The organism is Priestia flexa, from assembly GCF_021441905.1.
Classification (GTDB): Bacteria; Bacillota; Bacilli; order Bacillales; family Bacillaceae_H; genus Priestia; species Priestia flexa.
In genome coordinates this window covers 2,518,986-2,539,826 of the sequence record NZ_CP090431.1, presented here as the reverse complement: position 1 = coordinate 2,539,826, position 20,841 = coordinate 2,518,986, and the positions used below count along the sequence as shown (strand labels likewise).

Sequence of the window (20,841 nt, the reverse complement as noted above, 5' to 3'; positions counted from 1 at the left end):
ATTTATATGCTTCGTTAACAGGAAGTATATAAACTATAAATATTTTTTAGATTTAGGGGAGGATCACACGATGGCAAAGTACACAAAAGAAGATATTTTCAAAAAGGTTCAGGAAGAGAATGTAAAATACATTCGCCTTCAGTTCACTGACATTTTAGGAACAATCAAAAACGTTGAAATTCCAGTAAGTCAATTAGAAAAAGCGTTAGACAACAAGATGATGTTTGACGGTTCTTCAATCGAAGGTTTCGTACGTATCGAAGAATCTGATATGTACTTATATCCAGATCCAGACACGTTTGTTGTATTCCCTTGGACGTCTGAAAAAGGTAAAGTTGCACGTTTCATTTGTGACATCTACAATCCAGACGGAACTCCATTTGATGGAGACCCACGTAACAACTTAAAGCGTGTATTAAAAGAAATGGAAGACTTAGGATTCAGTGATTTTAACCTTGGGCCTGAGCCAGAATTCTTCTTATTCAAGCTAGATGAAAAAGGAGAGCCAACGTTAGAATTAAACGATAAAGGTGGCTACTTCGACCTAGCACCAACTGACCTTGGTGAAAACTGCCGTCGTGACATCGTATTAGAGCTTGAAGAAATGGGCTTTGAAATTGAAGCATCTCACCATGAGGTAGCTCCTGGTCAACATGAGATTGACTTCAAATATGCTGGCGCATTAAGAGCTTGCGATGACATCCAAACATTTAAACTAGTAGTTAAAACAATTGCTCGTAAGCACGGCTTACACGCAACATTCATGCCAAAACCATTGTTCGGTGTGAACGGTTCAGGTATGCACTGCAACCTTTCACTATTCAAAGATGGCCAAAATGCATTCTATGATGCAAACGGAAACTTAGAGTTAAGTGATACAGCTCGTCAATTCATCGCTGGTATCATTAAGCACGCTCACAGCTTCACTGCTGTAACAAACCCAACAGTAAACTCTTACAAGCGTTTAGTACCTGGTTACGAAGCTCCTTGTTACGTTGCATGGTCTGCACGCAACCGTAGCCCATTAATTCGTATCCCAGCTTCTCGCGGAGTAGGAACTCGTGTTGAGGTACGTAGCGTAGACCCAGCTGCTAACCCATACCTAGCGATGGCTGTATTACTAAAAGCTGGTTTAGACGGAATCAAGAACAATCTTGAAGCTCCAAAACCAATTGACCGCAACATCTATGTAATGACTAAAGAAGAGCGCGTAAAAGAAGGTATCGTAGATTTACCTGCTACGCTAGCTCAAGCTTTAGATAGCTTCCAAGCTAACGAAATCATGGTTTCTGCATTAGGTGAGCACTTAGCTGAACACTTCATCGAAGCTAAGGAAATTGAGTGGGATATGTTCCGCACACAAGTTCATCCATGGGAACGCGATCAATACATGAGCCAATATTAAGTGGTAAATCCCTTGACATTACTGGTGTCAAGGGATTTTTTATTTTGGTCGCAAATTTAATTTGACGTAATGAAACGTTCACGACCAAAATAGGACCAAATTTTTAATTTTGCAAAACAGTGACTATATATTTCAATAAAAGAGCACGATCAGTCTGCACATCTGTTTAGAATCTAAGTGAAAATAATTAGATAAGCCCACTACTTATAAGTAGTGGGCTTATACATGTTTATAGGTCATTTAAAAATCTTTAGCTTCTAAGTTAATTCCATCTACTTTATTTTTATAAATAAAAAATGAAAGTAAGATATTTTTATCTCTATCAACATACTCCATTACTTTATCTGTTTGGTCACTTGAGCGTTCTATATAACTTTCACCATATGCTGTAATTAAATCTTTTTCGGAAGTACCTACTGAAACATTTTTAGATGTTTTAGAATTTGAATCAAATGCTTCAATTCTGTAAATAACATTGTTTTTGTGACTGCCGCTCTTTACAGTAATTCGTTTATTTTCATCAATAGTATATACTTTGTAACCTGGGTGGCTAACATCTTGGCTAATAGAAAAATGATGATTTGTTTCATAACTTTCCATATTATCTAATAGGTAAATATGATCTATATTCTCGTTAGATAAGTCAGTTGTTTTTGTCTGATATTCGTAAAATTTAAATCCAATAATACAGATAATTGCTAGTACTATTAAAATTAATATCCAAAAGCTTTTTCTCTTTATTCTGATATTTAAAACGCCCACTTTCTTCAAATATATATAAATGTTAAAAATTAACTGGAAACATAGGGTATTATAGTATATATACATTTTTATTACAATAGTAATTTTTGTTTTTTAGAATTTATTACTTGATTTAAGGATGATTAGCAAGCCCATCGGGTCTACATAAGATTGAAAATAAAATATTATTCAGTGAATTGCTTAAAGATAGCAAGTTTACCTTGATTAACTAAAAAATCCGAATATAGTACAGCCGAATCAAATAAATATAGGCTTTTAACCATCTGCTTATGTTACGAATATAATATTTATAAAAGTTATTATATTCTAATGGAGTGAATGGGGATGCAGAACCAGGAGAAAAATCAATTCGAGCAAGAAGAAACACAATTAGCAACAAGTTTAAAGTTATATTTATTATCCGGCATACTTGGTACTGTAGCGGATATTATAGCGACGTATGCAGCAAAGTTTGCAATTGATGAAGTAATGGAAGAGCAGGCGTTTGAACAACAAGAAAATGCTGAGCAAGAAACACGATTAAAAGAATTAGAACGGCAGGTCGAAGCTTTACAAAGAAAGCTTGAGGAATTACAGCTGTAGGCCACTAATCACTATGTAGTGATTAGTTTTTTTTATTTCAAAAAAGCGAATGCAAATGGAAAGTAGAATAAACTAAAATATGTGCTAAATGAAAAGCGTAAAAGCCAAAGCGAGCCGCATTCTAGAAGTATGAAGCATGACATCTAGTCGGTAATTCACCGAACATGAACAGAGTACATAAAAATAACTAACTATGTAAAATGAAGAGGTGTTTTATGTATTATTATCATTATTATAACCCATGCTTTCAACAGCAAATGAATCGTCAGCCACAATCCCCACCAGTTGATACTTCTATTTTTAGTCATTCTGTCAATTCCCTTCAAAAAATTGTTCTTGAATCCAGTGTTTTGCTGAAAAAATTAGCTGATCCAAAGTTTTCTCAGACCTTGATGACAGCAGCTCAGGCTGGAAATCACAAGCAGGTTGATAATTTAATTAAATCAATAGGAATAAGTACACCTATAACAACCAAGTACAATCCAGATGGGCTTTTGTTAATTATGCCTGCTCAGTCTCAGGGGAAAGAATGTTGTGCGTTAAGCATGTTTCTTAAATGGGGAGAATTCCGTGGATATAACTCTTGAAAAGCTAGTGTTTTGTTATAGGTTATTTTTCCCTGGAAAGCCTTTTAACACATGTATCTATCTTGACATATAGCGAGCATTTATTGGACAAAGAAGCTAAATAAATGAAAGGGAATTGAAAAACAGGAGCTTAATGCAAACGCTCCTGTTTTTATTATTCTTGAATCCTGTTTATATAATTAGTTTAATTTAAAGATGAACAGAAAGATTATAAAATAAAACGCTATATACGTTACGTATATAGCGTTTTCAGATTGACGAGAAACCTGTAAGGTTCTCGTCAATCTGAGGCTCTTTTCATTTTTTATAGTGAAACAAGTAAACATTTCACAAACAAATCGTCGTTTTCCATAAAAATCGCCCATTACCTGACCTGTTTTGGTCAGGTAATGGGCGATTTTTTTCATGTTTTGACAAGCTGCCGTCAGATACGCCTGCATCTGGACAGACTTCAGCCCTCGATACCGGGCATATCGATACCCATTTAGCTCTTTTGCGTCGGCAAAGCTACGCTCAATCGTCGTGCAACGCATACGATAAAGTTGTTTACCTGCTTTTGTGCGCTTGTTTAGACGCGCTTGTTCTTTGAATCTCTCCCAAATGTGACGTGTCACCACGCGTTGTTTTTGGGAAGCGGAAAAACACCCGTCTCTCATTGGACAAACGGCACAATCACTTGGATTTGATTTGTATGTACGATCTCCTGTGCGACTGGTAGTCGCATACGATAAAATGCACCCCATTGGACAAGCGAATACATCTTTTTCCTGTACGTAGTGAAACAGACGTTTTGGCACGTCTTTGTTTGACGATCCAAAACGCCGATAGCCCATCACCATAAAAATCCCTTTTTCAGAAAGGCGTTTACAAATATGGCTTGTAAAATACCCGGCATCTAATGCAACAGCTTCAACAGAAAAGCGAAACTTTTTTATTTGTATGTCAAGGCGGTCAAGATAAGGAACAGAGTCAGCCACATTGCCAGCTGTAATACAGGTATCTGTAATAATATTATGTTTGACATCCACCGTTCGATGATCTAAATAATGAAAGCCATCTGGCTTTCCATCTCTCATCATAAAACCACTATCGGGATCCGTTGTACTGATGCGGGTTTGTTTTTGTAAGGCAACGCCTTCCTTTCGAGGACTTAGTTCTTTTTTCCGTTTTCAAGACGATCTTCGTTGACGGCTGCTTCTAACTCTTCCATATACGCTTGTCGGCGGGACTTCTTTGGTTGTTTTTCATATTTATGTTTATTCGCATTCGCTTTGATATGAGTCGAGTCTGTCATTAAAGCACGTCCACCAACCATGCGATGTTCTATCGCCTGGCGAACAATTTCATCAAAAATGTCTTCAAAAATCGTCGTATCTAAAAAGCGTGTTCGGCGATTAAAACTAATCGTCGAATGGTGAGGAACGGCATCCGTTAACGATAAGCCTAAGAACCATCGATACGCCACATTCGTTTGAATTTCTTTGGCAAGTTGACGTTCGGAACGAACGCCATAAAAGTAGCCAATAAACATCATTTTGAATAGCGTAATGGGATGAATGGAAGGACGTCCATTGTCTTCACAATAATAAGGAAGAAGCTTTTCTTCAATAAAGCTAAAATCAATTGTCGCTTCAATTGTACGCAAAAAGTGATTGGCAGGAACTAAATCTTCTACAGAAACCATCACTTGTTCATCTCGATGATTTTTAAGTGCACCCATCATGTTTCATCAACTCCAGTCTTTTTTTATCAGTGTTACCACTGATAAAAAAAGACAGACATAAAAAAGCTGTTGAGAACAAAGTTTCTCAACAGCCTGAAAACGCTATATACGTTACGTATATAGCGTTTTATTTTGAGGTTTAGATGTTCGCATATTTGTTTTAGTTTTAATGAGATGTTAGTTTTACTAATTAAAATTAGTGCTACTGTGCAGAAAATTAATGCTGAGGTCCATCCAACATAGTTATTAATAGTGCTGTTTTCAAAGAAATCAAGAATTCTTAACGAAATGGTTAATGCAACAAAGGTTAAGAAATTTTCATATTTTTTATTAAGTTTTTTTGTTGTTAGTTCATAAGCATTCTCCATTGCAATTCTCTCCTTCTAGAAGTGACATCGTATTTTCTTCTTTAATACATTCTATCATAGGGTAATCAAGGGGTTATGGAAAATTTTTCTTTATTTGTGAGAAAAAATAAATAAAGAAAAATTTTTAAAAAGATATATTTTATTAGAATTTTTCAAGATGTAAACATGGTGAAATATGTATTAAGAGAGTGGTGAATGCTGAATAGGGGTGTTCTAATGGCCTTAGTGTTGGCTGGGATTTTGATGTATATTTATCTCGCTTTAATGACAATTGGCTATAGTATCCTTTATAACATAATGACAAAAAAGACGACTAGCTATGACTGGACGTTGCTTCCTGCAATACTGCTAGTTGCGGCTACTTTAACTTTAATTTATGTTTTTTTGCCAGATTATGAAGGGAAAGGGCTAATGAAAGTAACGATGTATGCAGCTAATGGATTGGTTGCTTATTTATTGATGCTGAGGCTGCTAAAAGGTGCAAATAAAAAAGCGTATGACTTCATTCTAAAAAAGCGCAAAAGTAAGTCATAAAGGTTCAGAAAAGAGGAGACAACGATGAATAAAATAAGAATTAATGATGAAGATTTCTTTAATATAAAGGAGTTTCATAAATCTATTTTAAAAAAAAGATTTACCTTCATATCACGGTGAGAATCTAGATGCTTTATGGGACTGACAAATCATGTCCAAACACCACCTCTCATAAGCGCGGAGAAATTTGAGAAAGGTAAAGCATGCATGGAAAAAGGTGCTAAAAATGTGTTGGAGGTTTTTCAAGAGGATCAAGAGAGTGATAATTAAAGCGTGAGCGTCTGGACTAACTCTTTTTAATGTATAAAAAACGATTTTAAAAAGTACATATTGAAGTTGTCTCCCAGGCACAATGGGATGGGAGACAGTATTACATGTACCATAGCTACTTCTAACATTTAACTAAATAAAGGGCTTGACTATCTCTGTGTGCATCTAGATACGTTGAATAGCTTGTCTAAACAAATAGATTATATACATTTTTTATTAAATTGAATGATTGTTTAGGTAATGGTTATATTAATGCTTGTGCGCAAGATGGAAGGTAGCACACCGTTATAAATATGTTAAGGAGGATGAAAAAATGGGTATTTTAAGTGGAAATCCAACAGATGAGCCAATGCACTACGGTGAGGTATTTGGAACTTGGTCTTTTGTTTCAACATCAAAAGCTTTAGTGTCTGGATATCAAACATTTTTAAATCACGTAGGTGACAAAGACCTACATAAATTAGTTCAACAATCAATTGAACAATGTCAAGAAGAGATGAAAGCGATAGAAAAATTATTAAAAGAAAACGGAATAGGTTTACCTCCAACACCTCCAGAACGTCCTGAAGCTTGCTTAGATGATATTCCAGTAGGTGCTCGAGTTCAAGATCCAGAAGTTGCGGCTTCTGTTTCGCGCGATATTGCAGCAGGTTTAGTTGCTTGTAGCCAATTGATTGGACAGTGTGTACGTGAGGATATCGCAGCAATGTTCAGCCAGTTCCACATGGAAAAAGTAGCGCTAGGCGGTAAATTTTTAAAGCTTAGTAAAGAAAAAGGATGGTTAATTCCTCCACCTCTTCATAAGTCTAAAAATACGGACTGTTAATAAATGTTTTTGCAGATTATTACAAATCCGATTCCTTGTGTATTCAATTAATAAACAGAGGGGGTTGGATTTTTCCAATCCTCTATAAAGAGTATGAATTAATAATACCAAGCTTATGTTTATGTCTAAGTTATAAAGAATTGAACCTTAATGATGATAAAAAAGATGAAGTCTATTGCACAGGTAACAAAAGTAAATTATGAGTAAACTGTTTCTAAGTACAAATACACTCGTAAGAATGCATTTTGACTAAGAGCTAAGAACATTTCTTAATACAGTTACAGTAAGTTTTTTTATAAAAAAATATTTTGTTAATAACGGACACATATAGCAGCCCTTACTTATTGTATGTGTAATTTAAATCTCAGGTAATATTAAAAGGATCTTTTACTTTTGCGTAGCGGGCTCACCAAAATGTGTCTTGTAGTTCCATAATAACAGTACCATTTTTGAATAAACAATTATAAATAATATCGATTCTTTGCTTTTCCTCAAACTCTAAAACTAAAGAAATAGTACTTCCAAATTCTAAATTTTGCTCAGGGAAAGAATCAGAAACCATGAAAATAGTTCATCTTTTTTAAACTTAGCGTGCATAATCCGATTCTGAGCTTCTGGAGGAGTTGGGAAATCTACTTCTCCAAACGTTTGAATTTCTTGAACTTGACCTTCAAAAACTTCCTTGTAAAATTCTAAAGCTTCCTTTGCATTTCCATTAAAAGATAAATAAGGTGTAATTTGTTTCTTTATTTCAAGCTCTCCTTTAAGTTGAAGTGTCAGACAATCCAATTATAGTGGTAATAATTCTTCATCGTAAAATTGAGCGTTCAAAGCTTTTAATAAAAAGAAGTAAAGATGTACATGTACTTTTTTATTTAGCTTATTTATATAAATATTTTAAAAACCAAAATTGCATCTTAGCAAAAGAATATGCTAAAATTTGACGAGTGTACTTGCCAGAAGTACATTCTTTTTTTGTATATAAACAGCTAGTATTCATCATTAGAGAAAAAGGAGTGGATTCCTTTGCCGCAGCAAGACTTAAAAAAGGAAATTGGATTCTTAGCTGCTCTTACGACAGTTATTGGAACCGTTATTGGAGCGGGTGTGTTTTTTAAACCAACCGCGGTTTATGGAGCGACTGGCTCCGCTAGCCTTGGACTCTTAGCCTGGTTAATTGGTGGGCTTTTAACGATATGTGCGGGTCTTACAGCTGCTGAATTATCAGCTGCTATTCCTGAGACAGGAGGGATGATGGCTTATTTAAAGAGAACGTATGGGAACCTTGTTGCGTTTTTGCTTGGGTGGGCACAGACGGTTATTTACTTTCCGGCTAATATTGCTGCGCTTGCTATTATCTTTGGAACGCAAACAATTAGTTTATTTGGACTAACGGCAAACGATAATCAATTCCTCATTGTTATAATTGCCATTGCAACTGCGTTGTTTTTGACCTTAATGAATTTTTTAGGAGCCAAAGCAGCTGGTGCTATTCAAACGATTGCAACTGTTTGTAAGCTCATCCCATTAGTACTCATTATTATCTTTGGTTTATTACATAGTGGAGACGTGCCATTTCAGCTGTTTCCAGTAGAAGCAGGACCAGATAAAGATTTCTTAACAGCGTTAGGATCAGGATTACTGGCAACCATGTTTGCTTATGACGGCTGGATTTTAGTTGGAAACATTGCAGGGGAAATGAAGAACCCGAAAAAAGATCTTCCGAGAGCTATTATCCTTGGCTTATCCGTTGTAATGGCCGTATATCTTCTTATTAACGTTGCGTTTCTTATGGTAATGTCGGCAGCGTCTTTAGCAGGTACAGATACGCCAGCATCAGATGCTGCAGGCCTGATTTTTGGCGCTTTTGGTGGGAAGTTTGTAAGTATTGGTATTTTAATTTCTGTATTTGGCTCGATCAATGGCTACATTATGACGGGAATGCGCATTCCGTATGCGATGGCGACAGAGAACAAGCTTCCATTTAGCAAGTGGTTTGGGCGTCTTTCAAAGAAAAGTAAAGTACCGTACAACTCGGGCATTTTTATTTTGTTTATCGCCATCATTATGATGACGATTGGTGGATTTAACACGCTAACGGACATGCTTGTGTTTGTTATTTGGATCTTTTACACGATGACTTTTGCGGCTGTGCTCATTTTACGTAAGCGTGAACCCGATCTTCCAAGACCTTATCGTGTGCCACTTTATCCGGTACTACCACTTATTTCGCTACTAGGTGGGCTGTTTATTGTGATTAATACGCTCTTTACACAAACAACTCTTGCTTTGTGGGGGTTAGGTATTACGGCTCTTGGTTTACCCATTTACTTTGCGATGAGAAAGAATCATATTAATAATTAGAAAAGAAGTCTTTTAGGGCTTCTTTTTTTATTGGTTTTTTGTTGTATATGCAACAAAAATGAGATACATTATATATAAATATTTTGTTGTGAATACAACAAAATGGAGGTGTGTCAATGTGGAGATTTTACGCGAAATTGGGATGATTGCAAGAGCGCTTGATTCTATCAGTAATATTGAGTTTAAAGAGTATGATCTTACCAAGGGCCAATATTTGTATCTTGTTCGGATTTGTGAAAATCCGGGAATTATTCAAGAAAAGCTAGCAGAAATGATAAAGGTTGATCGAACAACGGCAGCTCGCGCTATAAAAAAATTAGAGATAAATGAATTTATTGAAAAAAAAGAAGATGTCCATAACAAAAAGATAAAAAAGCTTTTTCCAACTGAAAAAGGCAAGATTGTCTTTCCTATTATTAAAAGAGAAAATGAGTACTCAAATGAAATGGCTTTAAACGGATTTTCAAATCAAGAAATGGAAGTGATGGTGGACTTACTTCAACGAGTAAGAAGAAATGTTGAAAAGGACTGGGAGTTTGTTAAAAAAGGAAATAAGAGAATGTATTGAGAAAGTTGAGAGGAAAGGTAGGCGTAACATGAACATAAAAATTAAGCCGTGCAATTATGAACAATTAGATCAGCTCCAAACTATTAGCTATGAAACGTTTGATGAGACGTTTCGACATCAAAACTCTCCTGAAAACATGAAAGCGTATTTAGAAAAAGCATTTACCTTACAGAAGCTAGAAAAAGAGTGGGCTACTGCTTCTTCACGCTTCTTTTTTCTTTATCATGATGACGAGCTAGCAGGATATTTAAAAGTCAACGTGGGTGAAGCTCAGTCTGAAGCACTGGGAGATGATGCGCTTGAAATTGAAAGAATCTATATCCGAAAAAACCATCAAAAACATGGTCTTGGTAAGAAGTTGTTTAATAAAGCGGTTGAGGTCGCTTTAATGTTAGATAAACAAAAAATTTGGCTAGGCGTTTGGGAGAAAAATGAGAACGCGCTTGCTTTTTATAAAAAAATGGGATTTGTTCAACAAGGCCAACACTCTTTTTATATGGGGGACGAAGAGCAAATCGATTTAATTATGGTTAAATCACTGATCTAAATGATCTTTTTAAAAGGGGACTGAGGTAAATGTATATACCGAAGCATTACATGATTCAGAGTGAAGATATCATTTATGAGATTATTGATCAGCACGGATTCGGCACTTTATTTTCTCAGCATAACGGTGAGCCTTGTGCTACGCATTTACCACTGAATTTAAATAAGGAAGAGAAAACCTTATATGGGCATCTTGCTCGAGCTAATGAACAGTGGAAAGATGCTGTCGATCAACAAGTGCTGGCTGTTTTTCAAGGTCCACACTGCTATATTTCACCTTCTTGGTATGAGACAAACAAAGCTGTACCTACTTGGAATTACGTTGCTGTTCATGTATATGGACAGTTAGAGATTATTAAAGATAACCGTACCATAGTTAAATCGTTAAGTAACTCTGTGGAGAAATATGAAAAACCCGAAAGTTCTTATCAGTTAAAAGATGTTGATGCTAGTTTCGTAGAAGGTTTAAGCAGAGGGATTGTTGCGTTTAAAATGAATATTACAAAAATTGAAGCGCAGGCCAAGCTAAGTCAAAATCATTCAGTTGAACGACGAAAAAGAGTGATTCAGCATTTAGAAGAGAGTTGTCAGCACGATAATATGCAAGTGGCAGAACTAATGAAGAGAGAGTTGTAATTAAAGGGATAAAATTTAAATTAAAAAAGAGTGATTGTTTTGTTGAATCACTCTTTTTTAGCTAATTAAGATAAAAGCTTTAAGACTAAAGCAGCTCGGAAAATGGTTATAACAAGGAAATAATAATACAAAGTGCGAGGAGTTTAAATTTCTTCAATAACTCGACACGGATTGCCCATTGCTAATGAATTTTCAGGAATTGATTTAGTCACAACGCTTCCAGCGCCAATAACAGAATTTTTACCAATGCTAATGCCAGGCAAAATTATTGCATTTCCACCAATTCAAAAGTTATCATCAATAGTTACAGGTTTAGTCAAAGTACGATAAGGTGCCTCGTTTGCCTTATGGTTCGAATTAATTCGTTCAACTGCTTTTAAAGGGTGAGTCGCCGTATAAATTTGTACGCTTGGTGCAATTAGAACATTTTCACCAATGACAATTTTATTAGTATCTAAAAAGACGCAATTAAAGTTGATAAATGTATTTTTTCCAATTGAAATATTTTTACCGTAATCGCAAAAAAACGGCTTTTCAATCCAAACGTTATCGCCAACAAACTCACAAAGATTTTTTAATATACTTGTTTTATCAGCTTCTGGATTGCTACCAGGCTTATTAAATTCATCCATATAATAGCGTACTTCTTGGGCCATCTTTAGTAACTCAGGGTCTCTAGCGTTATAATTTTCACCGTTTAGCATTTTTTCTTTTTCAGTCAGGGTTTAGCTCCTTTATTAGATGAGATATGTATCATTCAATTAATAGTTTATCCACTTTAAAATAAAAAAGCGAAAAGTAATGTTTGCTTTTAAGAAAATAAGCCTTTAGTAATAAATGACTTTTCCTTCAAAGTATTATGAGCTAATCGGTAAAGAGCTTTTCTAACTTACATGTAAGTAGAAGGCTCTTTTTTGTATTTAAAACAAGCTTGAAACCACACATCTAAATTTCTAGAATGACGGAAACATTGTGTTTAGCTCAGGGGTTCAAGTTGTTTGGGAAAAGTTTGCAAACTACTGGGATGTAGAGCAACGACATGATAAAAGGGTTATATGAAGCGCATTTGTCTGTAAAAGATCTATCGATTTCTATCTTGGTTTATGAGAAGCTAGGGTTAGAACTGGCTTGAGCTGTGGGAAGGGAATGACTATCAAACAGTATACCATCCATAACTAAGACACGTAGCATTTGAAGTAAGCTATGGTGGTTTACAGTAGTCTGTCCGTCGATGGCTTCGCTCACTTGGAATTGAAGTAGGACCATTTAAAAAGTAGCTTTGTTGAGGTTACTGAAGAGCTGAACAGCGTGGAAAGGAAAATAACAATTAAAGGGTGGACATACAAATATAAATAGAGGAGAACAAGATGCTTATATACGATAAAATCTACGGAGAGTTTGATATAACAGGAGTAGTAGAAGAGCTAATTTTAAGCGAGCCTGTGCAGCGCTTAAAGGAGATTCATCAAGGCGGGGCAAGTTATTTAATTAATAAGGAGTGGAACGTAACAAGATTTGAGCATTCTGTTGGAGTGATGCTCCTCATTAAAAAATTAGGTGGCTCTGTAGAAGAACAAATAGCAGGGCTGCTTCATGACGTATCCCACACGGCTTTTTCACACGTAGTAGATTATGTATTTGATAAAAGCAATGAAGATTATCATGAAGATATTTATGAAACAGTTATTTCTGAATCGAGTCTTCCAAGAATTTTAGCTAAGCATGGATATGATTATCGTGAAATTTTGCTTGATGAAACGAAGTGGACAATACTTGAGCAGTCAGCTCCTGAGCTATGCGCTGATCGCGTTGATTATACGCTACGAGACATGTATTCGTACGGTTATATCTCGCTGGCAGAAACACAGCGCTTCTTACAAGATATTGTGGTCATAAACGGAAAAATACACCTTCAACATATTGAAGTTGCCGAGTGGTTTGTAGAGACTTATTATAAAGAGGTAATTGATTTTTTTATGAATCCGTTAGGTATTTATGGTGGCGATCGGCTGGCAAAAGTATTAAAGCAGGCTTTAAATAAAAAAATCATTACCAAAGATGATTTTTTAACAACGGATGATCAGTTACTTCACAAAATAAAGGCTTCAAATGATCAAGAAGTAGTAAGTTTGTTAGGACAAATTCATCCAGATGTAGAGGTGGAAGTAAATGAACAAGAGTATGATATCCATCAAAAGAACAAAATTCGACTTATCAATCCATCTATCTGGATAAATAATAAATTTGTATCTGCTTCTGATTTATCTAATTATGTAAAAGAAATGAACGAAGTAGCGTTATTTAAAGCCGAAATCGGTATGTATGTAAAGCTAGTTAAAAGTTAATTTATGTTTTCTAACAAAAAAGAGGCAATAGGATAAACTATTGTCTCTTTTAACTAAACATTTATTCCGACTCTGCTTCCATTGCATCTTGTTTCGTTTGATGAACAGTTCCGAACGGATGATTTGGCGGGGCATAAATAGAATAGAGCTTTAGAGGTGTGTCTCCTGTATTCGTTAAGTTATGCCATGTTCCTGCAGGTACGATAATGGCAAAATCATCTGAAACGTCGGTTTGAAACGTTAAGTTATCTTTTCGACTGCCCATTTTGACAGACCCTTGCCCTTGTTCAACGCGTAAAAACTGGTCTACGTCTGGATGCATTTCTAAACCAATATCTTCTCCTGGTGCAAGACTCATTAGCGTTACTTGAAAATGCTTTCCGGTCCATAAAGCCGTGCGAAACGTTTCATTTTGCTTAGTCGCTTCGTTGATGTTTACAACAAGTGGATTTGGACCGTAATCTCTGATTTCTCTCGTTTGATGGTTTCGGCTGCTTGCTGCAGGTGCAGGGTAATAAGGTGGATGAAACTGCTGATACATTTGATGATACCACTGATGGTAATAAGGGGAATTTGGATACATTATTTTTCCTCCTCTAACTAGGTGTTTTCCCTGTTCATCATATGCAGATAATGCCAGAAAGGGAGGAGGTGTGCTGAAAATGGGCGCTAAAAAGTTTGTGTTTCAACTCATTTTTGTAGAGTATATGGAATTCTTTCAGTAGTTAGCAATTGCACAAAGCCATTGTAGTAAGGAAGCAATTCCTCTGCTGTTTTAAAATCAACCCATTGAACTTCTAAAATATTTTCTTCACTAGGAATTTGTTTCGGCGCTTTTATAATACTTCCTCGAAATGCAATGAAAAAGACAATGAAATTAGAATATTATGTAAAAAAAGGCGCTGATTATGATAAAATAAGAGCAATCAGAATGAGCGGGAGGAAGTCCGATGTAAACAATCTCTTACACTTATAAGCTAAAAACTAAATAAGATGTGAGGGATTTCTATGTCAACATTTCATAACGAACAATCATTTCGTTTTCTTTGGATTGGACAAATGCTAGCGAATTTAGGTGATGTGTTATATATTGTGAGCTTAACAGCAGTAGTATATCACATGACTAAATCAGTTACCTTCATGTCCTTGATTCCATTTGTTATTACGATGACAGCGTTAGTAAGCGGTATCGTGGCGCCTTTAATGATCGAAAAGTATCAGTTGAAAGCAATTCTATCTTACTCTCAGGTTGGGAAAACGATTTTTTTGCTAGTGCTTTGTCTTATGGCACTGCATATAAGCATAGACCGTTTATGGCTAGTCTATATAGTGATTGGATGCATTTCTTTTTTAGATGGAGCGGCATCACCGGCGCGCAATGCGCTTGTTCCAAGCCTAATCGATGACGAGCATCTTGTAAAAGCAAACAGCTTTTTAGCTATGATTGATCAAATAACAAGACTTGTCGCCTGGCCTGCTGGAAGCATACTAATGATATGGTGGGCCCAAGTTAATATGCTATGGCTCACTTTTTTGCTGTTTACTACTTCATCTATTTTTATGTGTTTGATTAAAGTGGAACCCATAGAAAAGAGCGCAGAAGCATCACCTAAGCTAGGCGTGATTAAGGAAGGGTGGCAAATTATTTGGAATTCAAAGCAGCTCCGGATAATCAACGTGATGACAGTGTTAGAAACTGTGGCTGGAGGAGTTTGGATTGCGGCCATTATACTTGTATTTGTCGAAGAGGCTCTGGATCAAACACAAGCGTGGTGGGGAATTATTAATGCAGCTTTCTTTGCAGGAATGTTATTAAGCGGAGCGCTTGTATATCGCTATTCTAAAGTAATGGAGAAGAATTTAGGTCAAGCGATGATGTGGTCATCATTCTTCCTAATGGTTCTTACTCTTTGGTTTGGAACGACTTCTATAGCATGGTTAGCCGCTATGATTTCACTATTGTACGGGTTACCACAAATGGCGAGAGATGTTGCAGAAGTGACCATTATTCAAAGAAATGCCAAAAAAGAGTTGCTGGCTAAAGTGTATTCAGCAAGAGATACACTAATATACGGGTCTTTTGGAATTTCTTCATTGCTCTTTGGGTATATAACAGATTATTTCGGTGTTCGCATAACGTTTACAACTGCAGCAGGTTTCTGTTTGCTTTCCTTTCTTATTGCAATTCTGAATAGAACCAACCTTGTCCGGATATCAGGCGTTAATAATAGAAATAGAACAAACCAAGCTGGCTAATTTGCCACTTGGTTTTTTTATTCTTCTTTAAAACTTATCTTTGAGACAGCTTCTGACGATGTGTTAAATTCAATTGAAACAATTACCGTGAATTTTTGGTTGTTTTCATTTAACCAAAGCTTAAAGGTTTCTTTTGACATATTACCTTGCTGTTCTCTTTTTACATGCAAATAGTCATAAATAGCGGCTTTCGGGTACTTTTCTTTTGTTTTTTGCATCGCAAGCTTTCCCCACTTCGCGTAAGCTGGTTCTCTGGATTCTACTGCATGAGCGGGAGAAAACCAAGCAAGGTTAGTGAACGAAATAAAAGTGAGTGTTAAGCATAAAAGTAACTTTTTCAATGAAATCACCCTTCCTAATTTAAATTGAAATAAATTACGTTTCTATAGCATTATTTTTTAATATCTATGGCTTGTTGGCTGTTTGCAAAAAGCACAGTATTAAAAAGAAAGGACCGTTTAACATTGTGCTAGCTATCGTTAGTTTGTGAAAGTTGTTGAAAATTATGTTGAAATTCTAAAAAGCGAATACATACATAAAAGATAATGGCCTCTGTAGTGAGAATTGTTACACCTCAGTACTTCTGAATGGCTTTTGGTTTATTTAACCTCCTGATTATAAACCAACCAACCAACCGGGTTCTGATATTTGAGAAGAACGCTCCAAAATTTTATTCATGATGCTCTTTGTCGGAGCATTCGAGAGGGTTCGGCTGGTAGTTATTTTTAGAGGTGATAGAAGAAATGCTATAAGGAATAATAACAATTTATCTTTGCTCATTTCAAAAATATCTGATGTAAACATTAGAGAGAGGACAAATCGTATCCTCATACCTGTGTTCTAGGTAGTCATACGTGTGATTATTTGCTAGGTTGACGTCTTTTACGAAATAATCCAACTATGAAAAGAAGCAGTGGATATATCAATCCAAAAATTAAGCTATAGGAAAGCCATGTCTCACTGTCCCATACTTTTTGATAACTGATGCTTGGATAGACGGTAATGGATAAAACGATAACCATAATGGCAAATGGAAGAGTAAAAGCCTTATACTCTTTTAATCCAAAAATTTGTGCAAAGCTTGAAACGGTACCGTAAAAGTAAATAGATAATTTAAAGTACAAAGAAATAAACCACATGATCGCAATTAAGATTTCAATTCCTTGCAAAAATGTCCCTATATTAATTCGCATCGCTAGTTCATAACTAGGGTAGGAAGCACTTGCAGAGACAAAGGGACCTAAAACTAAGGTGCTTAATAAAATAAGGATACACATGATGAATCCTCCTATAATGCCACCTTTTAAAAACGAAGATTTTGCTTTTTTGAATCGATTTATATGTGCAGGAAATAGCATAAGTAAAGCAGGAAAAGTAAGATAGCTAATGTTAACAAAAGTAAATGTAGAGCTGACGAGTGATTTTAGGTTTATATCCGTTATGGGCTGAAGATTTTTAAAATCGCTTTGTGGTGCAATAAAGCAGATTAACGCAATGAAGGGTATGACAAACCATGGAAACAAAATTTGAGCCGATCTCGCTAAATTTTCTACTCCCGATCGAACACCAATCGCTACAACAAGCATAAATGCGATATTAATTAATAAAATAGGGGTTTCGTCAATAACCTGTGTGGCTAAGAAGCTCCCTAAGTAGTATAGAACTTCACCACAAAATAAAAATACAGAAAGAAAAAAAAGAAGAGATACAGCCTTTCCAATCCACTTTCCAAGAAGATATTCATTTAATTCAATTAGCGTTTTATTTGGAGAAAGGTTCCCAATTGCAACGTACAACTGTACTAAAATAACCCCAATCATAATACCTAAAAAAGCTGAAATCCATGCGTCTTGTTTTGCATCAGCAGCTATGGCTGATGGTACAACAAGAATAGCGCTCCCTACACAGTGTAGCGTGACTAATATTCTAAACTGAGTAGAGGATATCTTATTTTTCTTCATAGTCTTTTCACCTATTTTTACCTTAAAATCTGAACTAGAATATCAGTAAGAGGTCTTAAAAGGAACGCAATCCCATTTAAAGGGTTAGGGACGTCCTGCAATATACCTCTAGCAATAACCATGCTAAAGCTAATTGAAAGCAAAAAAATAAGCACTTTGAATTCTTTGTGCATTTTTGCTTTTAGTAAACGAGGAGCGTCAATCTTTAGAATAAATATAGAAGCTAAGATTATGCAGATAATAGGAATCATTTTTACTTCATGCACTCCTGTTATGTTGGTTATTTATAGTTATTACCTTAGTGAACGGTTTTTATCAGTTTAGTTAAAAAATGCTTGTTTTAAAATTAGAAATTAGTTTCATCATGAGATGCGTCGGGTATACAAAATATAACAAATCAAATATAGGAGGGGTTTCAATGAGTAATCAAAACCAAGGATTGGGAGATAAAGTAAAAGGTGCTGTTAACAAGGCAAAAGGTGAAGTGAAGGATCAAGTAGGTAACGCTACAAATAATAAAAACCTTCAAGCAAGCGGTAAAAAAGATAAAGCAAAAGGAAAGGTACAAGAAGGCGTAGGGAAGTTTAAAGACGGTCAATAAAATAAAAAAGCAGGCTTTGTATTGGACAAGCCCGCTTTTTTAATTAAACAAAGTATTATGAAATTAAAGTAAGTGGATTTTATGAAGTGATGAATGCTACTATTACATTATTGGTACGAACAATACCACCATACCCCTTTGACTTAAAGTCAAAAAATCCCTAGTTATCCCCTTGATAACTAAGGCCTTACTGGTCAATTTTAGTTTGATGTAGATGGAAAAAGCGCTGCTTGCGAGCAGCGCTTTTTCGTTATCCTTCTAAATATCGATATAGCGTAGATTTGCTAATTCCCGTTTTTTCTTTAATATCCGCTAATGTGTAGCTTTTGCTTTGGTACATTTCAATTGCCTTTTTTACATTTTCATCCGGTTTTCGTGGACGCCCAGTCGAAATTCCTTTTTTCTTCGCGCGTGAGACCCCTTGCTTTGTTCGCTCACTAATAACATCGCTTTGGAAGTCTAAAAGATGTTTTACCGTATGTATAAATACCTTTCCATTAGATGAGCTCGTATCAATGTCTTCATCAAGAAACTGAACGTATGCTCCTTTTTCTTGAATTGTTTCAAGCAGCTCCAAAAGATGTCTGGTAGAGTCAGCTAGCGTGAAGAAACGTTTAACAACTAGCTGATCATTTGCTAAAAGACTATCAATTAAGTTTGCTAACTGAACTCGTTTTTTTGCAGAGCCATGTTCTTCTTTTATAATAGTATCGCATGGAATTTTTTGTAGAGATAGTTCTTGATTCTTACAGTTTATATCTCCTTCGTAAGGCCTCATGTATCCAATAATCATCTCACTGCTCCCTTGCTAATTAGTGCATGTCTTTTATCATACCACAAAGAAAATTATAAACAAAAAGTATCAAAAAGGTTCCATTTTGGGAAAAAGAGTGGTAGACTACTTTTTGTTGAAGACGAATTCGGCTTGCGAGTAGCGAGTCAAAATAAAAGGATAAGAGGTGCAGGATTTGGTAGATAAAATTAAGCAAGAATGGTTTTCAAACATCCGTGCTGACGTACTAGCAGGAATCGTAGTTGCTTTAGCACTAATTCCAGAAGCCATTGCATTTTCAATTATTGCAGGCGTTGATCCGATGGTTGGTTTATATGCTTCGTTTTGTATTGCCGTTATTATTTCATTCGTTGGTGGTAGACCAGGAATGATTTCAGCAGCAACAGGCGCTATGGCTTTGCTGATGGTGCCATTAGTAAAAGGCTACGGACTAAACTATTTATTAACAGCGACTATTTTAACAGGAGTGATTCAACTTTTATTTGGTATTTTTAAAGTAGCTAAGCTAATGAAATTTATTCCAAGAGCGGTTATGATAGGTTTTGTAAACTCTTTAGCTATTTTAATTTTTATGGCTCAGGTTCCACATTTTTTTGGAATCTCTACTTTAACATACGTGTTTGTAGCAATTACACTCATCATTGTGTATCTTGTACCACGATTTTTTAAAGCAATTCCAGCACCGCTTATTGCCATTGTCGTGTTAACCATTGTGGCTATATCAAGTGGTGCAGACTTACGTACAGTAGGAGACTTAGGAGTAATTAAACAATCCTTACCATCGTTTTTGATTCCAGACGTTCCGTTTACGTTTGAAACCCTTACTATTATCTTTCCGTACTCTCTTGCATTAGCGATTGTTGGATTATTAGAATCGCTTTTAACAGCGACAATTGTAGATGATATGACGAATACTGAAAGTGATAAAAATAAAGAAGCAAAGGGTCAAGGTATCGCTAACTTTGTGACAGGATTCTTTGGTGGAATGGCAGGGTGTGCGATGATTGGACAGTCGGTCATCAACGTTAAGTCAGGTGGTCGAAGTCGCTTATCGACTTTCGTAGCTGGAATGTTCTTGATGTTTTTAATTCTGATTTTAGGCCAACTTGTTGTGCAAATTCCAATGCCAGTACTCGCTGGAATTATGATTATGGTTTCCATCGGAACGTTCGATTGGTCTTCTTTTAGGTACGCTATTACCGCGCCAAAAGGTGATGTGATTGTAATGATTGTCACAATGGCAATTGTTGTGGTAACGCATGACCTATCAAAAGGCGTTATTGCAGGCGTAATTTTAAGTGCAGTATTATTCGTAGCAAAAATCTCAAAGATTAAGCTTTATCAAAAGGTGGAAGGTTCCAACTTACTTGTTAACGTAGAAGGTCCTTTGTTTTTTGCTTCAGTTGAAAGCTTCGTAAATGCTTTTGACTTTACAGCTGATGCTAAATCTGTCGTTATTAACTTTTCCAATGCCAAGGTTTGGGACGATTCAGCTGTAGGTGCTATTGATAAGGTTGTGATGAAATATCGTGAATATGGAACGAATGTCACGATAAAAGGGTTAGATTCGACCAGTAAAAGATTAGTAGATAAGCTCGCGGTTTATCATCGCTCAAATGCTAAACCATCAGCTCACTGAGGTTAAAACTTTATCATTGGAGATAGGCTAATAATTATAGTCTTGATCTTGTTTGGATTAAAAAAACGGATACGT

21 protein-coding genes and 2 pseudogenes are annotated in these 20,841 nt (G+C 35.8%); 14 read left to right on the top strand and 9 right to left on the bottom strand.

Annotation, left to right across the window (positions count from 1 at the left end; translation table 11 throughout):
* Positions 1-70: 70 nt before the first annotated feature.
* Complete coding sequence (glnA, locus tag LZP85_RS13110; RefSeq protein WP_119542609.1) at positions 71-1,405, top strand: type I glutamate--ammonia ligase; 1,335 nt, start codon at positions 71-73, stop codon at positions 1,403-1,405.
* 240 nt (positions 1,406-1,645) lie between these two features.
* On the opposite strand, the gene LZP85_RS13105 is transcribed toward glnA, so the two are convergent.
* Positions 1,646-2,167: a hypothetical protein gene (locus tag LZP85_RS13105; RefSeq protein WP_206833537.1), complete on the bottom strand. Its 522-nt coding sequence runs from the start codon at positions 2,165-2,167 to the stop codon at positions 1,646-1,648.
* 324 nt (positions 2,168-2,491) lie between these two features.
* Between LZP85_RS13105 and LZP85_RS13100 the strand changes: the two genes are divergently transcribed.
* The gene (locus LZP85_RS13100) at positions 2,492-2,749 is read left to right on the top strand and encodes a hypothetical protein (RefSeq protein ID WP_094912497.1); all 258 of its coding nucleotides are present in this window, start codon (positions 2,492-2,494) and stop codon (positions 2,747-2,749) included.
* Between the two features lie 215 nt (positions 2,750-2,964).
* Positions 2,965-3,336: a YuzC family spore coat inner layer protein gene (locus tag LZP85_RS13095; protein WP_131888155.1), complete on the top strand. Its 372-nt coding sequence runs from the start codon at positions 2,965-2,967 to the stop codon at positions 3,334-3,336.
* A 350-nt stretch (positions 3,337-3,686) separates the two neighbouring features.
* Here the strand turns inward: LZP85_RS13095 and LZP85_RS13090 are convergent.
* Positions 3,687-5,059: pseudogene (locus LZP85_RS13090) on the bottom strand (IS1182 family transposase); the annotation flags it as partial.
* Positions 5,060-5,643: 584 nt separating this feature from the next.
* On the opposite strand from LZP85_RS13090, the gene LZP85_RS13085 reads away from it, so the two are divergent.
* Together LZP85_RS13085 and LZP85_RS13080 are read left to right on the top strand one after the other, a co-directional pair.
* Complete coding sequence (locus LZP85_RS13085) at positions 5,644-5,961, top strand: hypothetical protein (RefSeq protein WP_206833539.1); 318 nt, start codon at positions 5,644-5,646, stop codon at positions 5,959-5,961.
* Between the two features lie 583 nt (positions 5,962-6,544).
* Positions 6,545-7,057, top strand: a complete 513-nt coding sequence (locus tag LZP85_RS13080; protein WP_061786050.1) for a DUF3231 family protein — start codon at positions 6,545-6,547, stop codon at positions 7,055-7,057.
* Between the two features lie 528 nt (positions 7,058-7,585).
* Here the strand turns inward: LZP85_RS13080 and LZP85_RS20830 are convergent.
* Positions 7,586-7,846, bottom strand: coding sequence for a VOC family protein (locus LZP85_RS20830; protein WP_310648939.1), 261 nt, complete (start codon positions 7,844-7,846; stop codon positions 7,586-7,588).
* A gap of 237 nt (positions 7,847-8,083) precedes the next feature.
* On the opposite strand from LZP85_RS20830, the gene LZP85_RS13070 reads away from it, so the two are divergent.
* The 4 genes from LZP85_RS13070 to LZP85_RS13055 all read left to right on the top strand — a co-directional run bounded on the left by LZP85_RS13070 (position 8,084) and on the right by LZP85_RS13055 (position 11,171).
* Positions 8,084-9,421, top strand: a complete 1,338-nt coding sequence (locus tag LZP85_RS13070) for an APC family permease (RefSeq protein ID WP_061786051.1) — start codon at positions 8,084-8,086, stop codon at positions 9,419-9,421.
* A gap of 142 nt (positions 9,422-9,563) precedes the next feature.
* Positions 9,564-9,989, top strand: a complete 426-nt coding sequence (locus LZP85_RS13065) for a MarR family winged helix-turn-helix transcriptional regulator (protein ID WP_061786060.1) — start codon at positions 9,564-9,566, stop codon at positions 9,987-9,989.
* Between the two features lie 28 nt (positions 9,990-10,017).
* Positions 10,018-10,536, top strand: a complete 519-nt coding sequence (locus LZP85_RS13060) for a spermidine/spermine N(1)-acetyltransferase (RefSeq protein WP_025908324.1) — start codon at positions 10,018-10,020, stop codon at positions 10,534-10,536.
* Between the two features lie 29 nt (positions 10,537-10,565).
* The gene (locus LZP85_RS13055; RefSeq protein ID WP_061786052.1) at positions 10,566-11,171 is read left to right on the top strand and encodes an FMN-binding negative transcriptional regulator; all 606 of its coding nucleotides are present in this window, start codon (positions 10,566-10,568) and stop codon (positions 11,169-11,171) included.
* Positions 11,172-11,314: 143 nt separating this feature from the next.
* On the opposite strand, the gene LZP85_RS13050 is transcribed toward LZP85_RS13055, so the two are convergent.
* On the bottom strand, positions 11,315-11,455 hold the full coding sequence (locus tag LZP85_RS13050; protein WP_224840213.1) for a DapH/DapD/GlmU-related protein: 141 nt from the start codon (positions 11,453-11,455) through the stop codon (positions 11,315-11,317).
* Positions 11,456-11,875, bottom strand: a complete 420-nt coding sequence (locus LZP85_RS13045) for a maltose acetyltransferase domain-containing protein (RefSeq protein ID WP_224840211.1) — start codon at positions 11,873-11,875, stop codon at positions 11,456-11,458.
* A gap of 335 nt (positions 11,876-12,210) precedes the next feature.
* On the opposite strand from LZP85_RS13045, the pseudogene LZP85_RS20895 reads away from it, so the two are divergent.
* Together LZP85_RS20895 and LZP85_RS13040 are read left to right on the top strand one after the other, a co-directional pair.
* A pseudogene (locus LZP85_RS20895) lies at positions 12,211-12,343 on the top strand (VOC family protein); the annotation flags it as partial.
* 195 nt (positions 12,344-12,538) lie between these two features.
* Positions 12,539-13,516 (top strand): HD domain-containing protein, encoded by a 978-nt coding sequence (locus LZP85_RS13040; protein ID WP_025908326.1) that lies wholly within the window; start codon positions 12,539-12,541, stop codon positions 13,514-13,516.
* A 61-nt stretch (positions 13,517-13,577) separates the two neighbouring features.
* On the opposite strand, the gene LZP85_RS13035 is transcribed toward LZP85_RS13040, so the two are convergent.
* Positions 13,578-14,099 (bottom strand): cupin domain-containing protein, encoded by a 522-nt coding sequence (locus tag LZP85_RS13035; protein ID WP_061786054.1) that lies wholly within the window; start codon positions 14,097-14,099, stop codon positions 13,578-13,580.
* Between the two features lie 425 nt (positions 14,100-14,524).
* Between LZP85_RS13035 and LZP85_RS13030 the strand changes: the two genes are divergently transcribed.
* The gene (locus tag LZP85_RS13030; RefSeq protein WP_206833542.1) at positions 14,525-15,772 is read left to right on the top strand and encodes an MFS transporter; all 1,248 of its coding nucleotides are present in this window, start codon (positions 14,525-14,527) and stop codon (positions 15,770-15,772) included.
* 17 nt (positions 15,773-15,789) lie between these two features.
* Here LZP85_RS13030 and LZP85_RS13025 read toward each other — a convergent pair whose 3' ends face one another.
* Positions 15,790-16,113, bottom strand: a complete 324-nt coding sequence (locus LZP85_RS13025) for a DUF3889 domain-containing protein (RefSeq protein WP_025910949.1) — start codon at positions 16,111-16,113, stop codon at positions 15,790-15,792.
* Between the two features lie 519 nt (positions 16,114-16,632).
* Positions 16,633-17,733: a GerAB/ArcD/ProY family transporter gene (locus tag LZP85_RS13020; protein ID WP_119544009.1), complete on the bottom strand. Its 1,101-nt coding sequence runs from the start codon at positions 17,731-17,733 to the stop codon at positions 16,633-16,635.
* Between the two features lie 418 nt (positions 17,734-18,151).
* On the opposite strand from LZP85_RS13020, the gene LZP85_RS13015 reads away from it, so the two are divergent.
* Positions 18,152-18,334: a CsbD family protein gene (locus tag LZP85_RS13015; protein ID WP_119544010.1), complete on the top strand. Its 183-nt coding sequence runs from the start codon at positions 18,152-18,154 to the stop codon at positions 18,332-18,334.
* 250 nt (positions 18,335-18,584) lie between these two features.
* On the opposite strand, the gene LZP85_RS13010 is transcribed toward LZP85_RS13015, so the two are convergent.
* Positions 18,585-19,127: a recombinase family protein gene (locus LZP85_RS13010; RefSeq protein ID WP_226639033.1), complete on the bottom strand. Its 543-nt coding sequence runs from the start codon at positions 19,125-19,127 to the stop codon at positions 18,585-18,587.
* Between the two features lie 175 nt (positions 19,128-19,302).
* Between LZP85_RS13010 and LZP85_RS13005 the strand changes: the two genes are divergently transcribed.
* Positions 19,303-20,766 carry a SulP family inorganic anion transporter gene (locus tag LZP85_RS13005; RefSeq protein WP_226639031.1) on the top strand — a complete coding sequence of 488 codons (1,464 nt, stop codon included), beginning with the start codon at positions 19,303-19,305 and terminating at the stop codon, positions 20,764-20,766.
* The last annotated feature ends 75 nt before the right edge of the window (positions 20,767-20,841 follow it).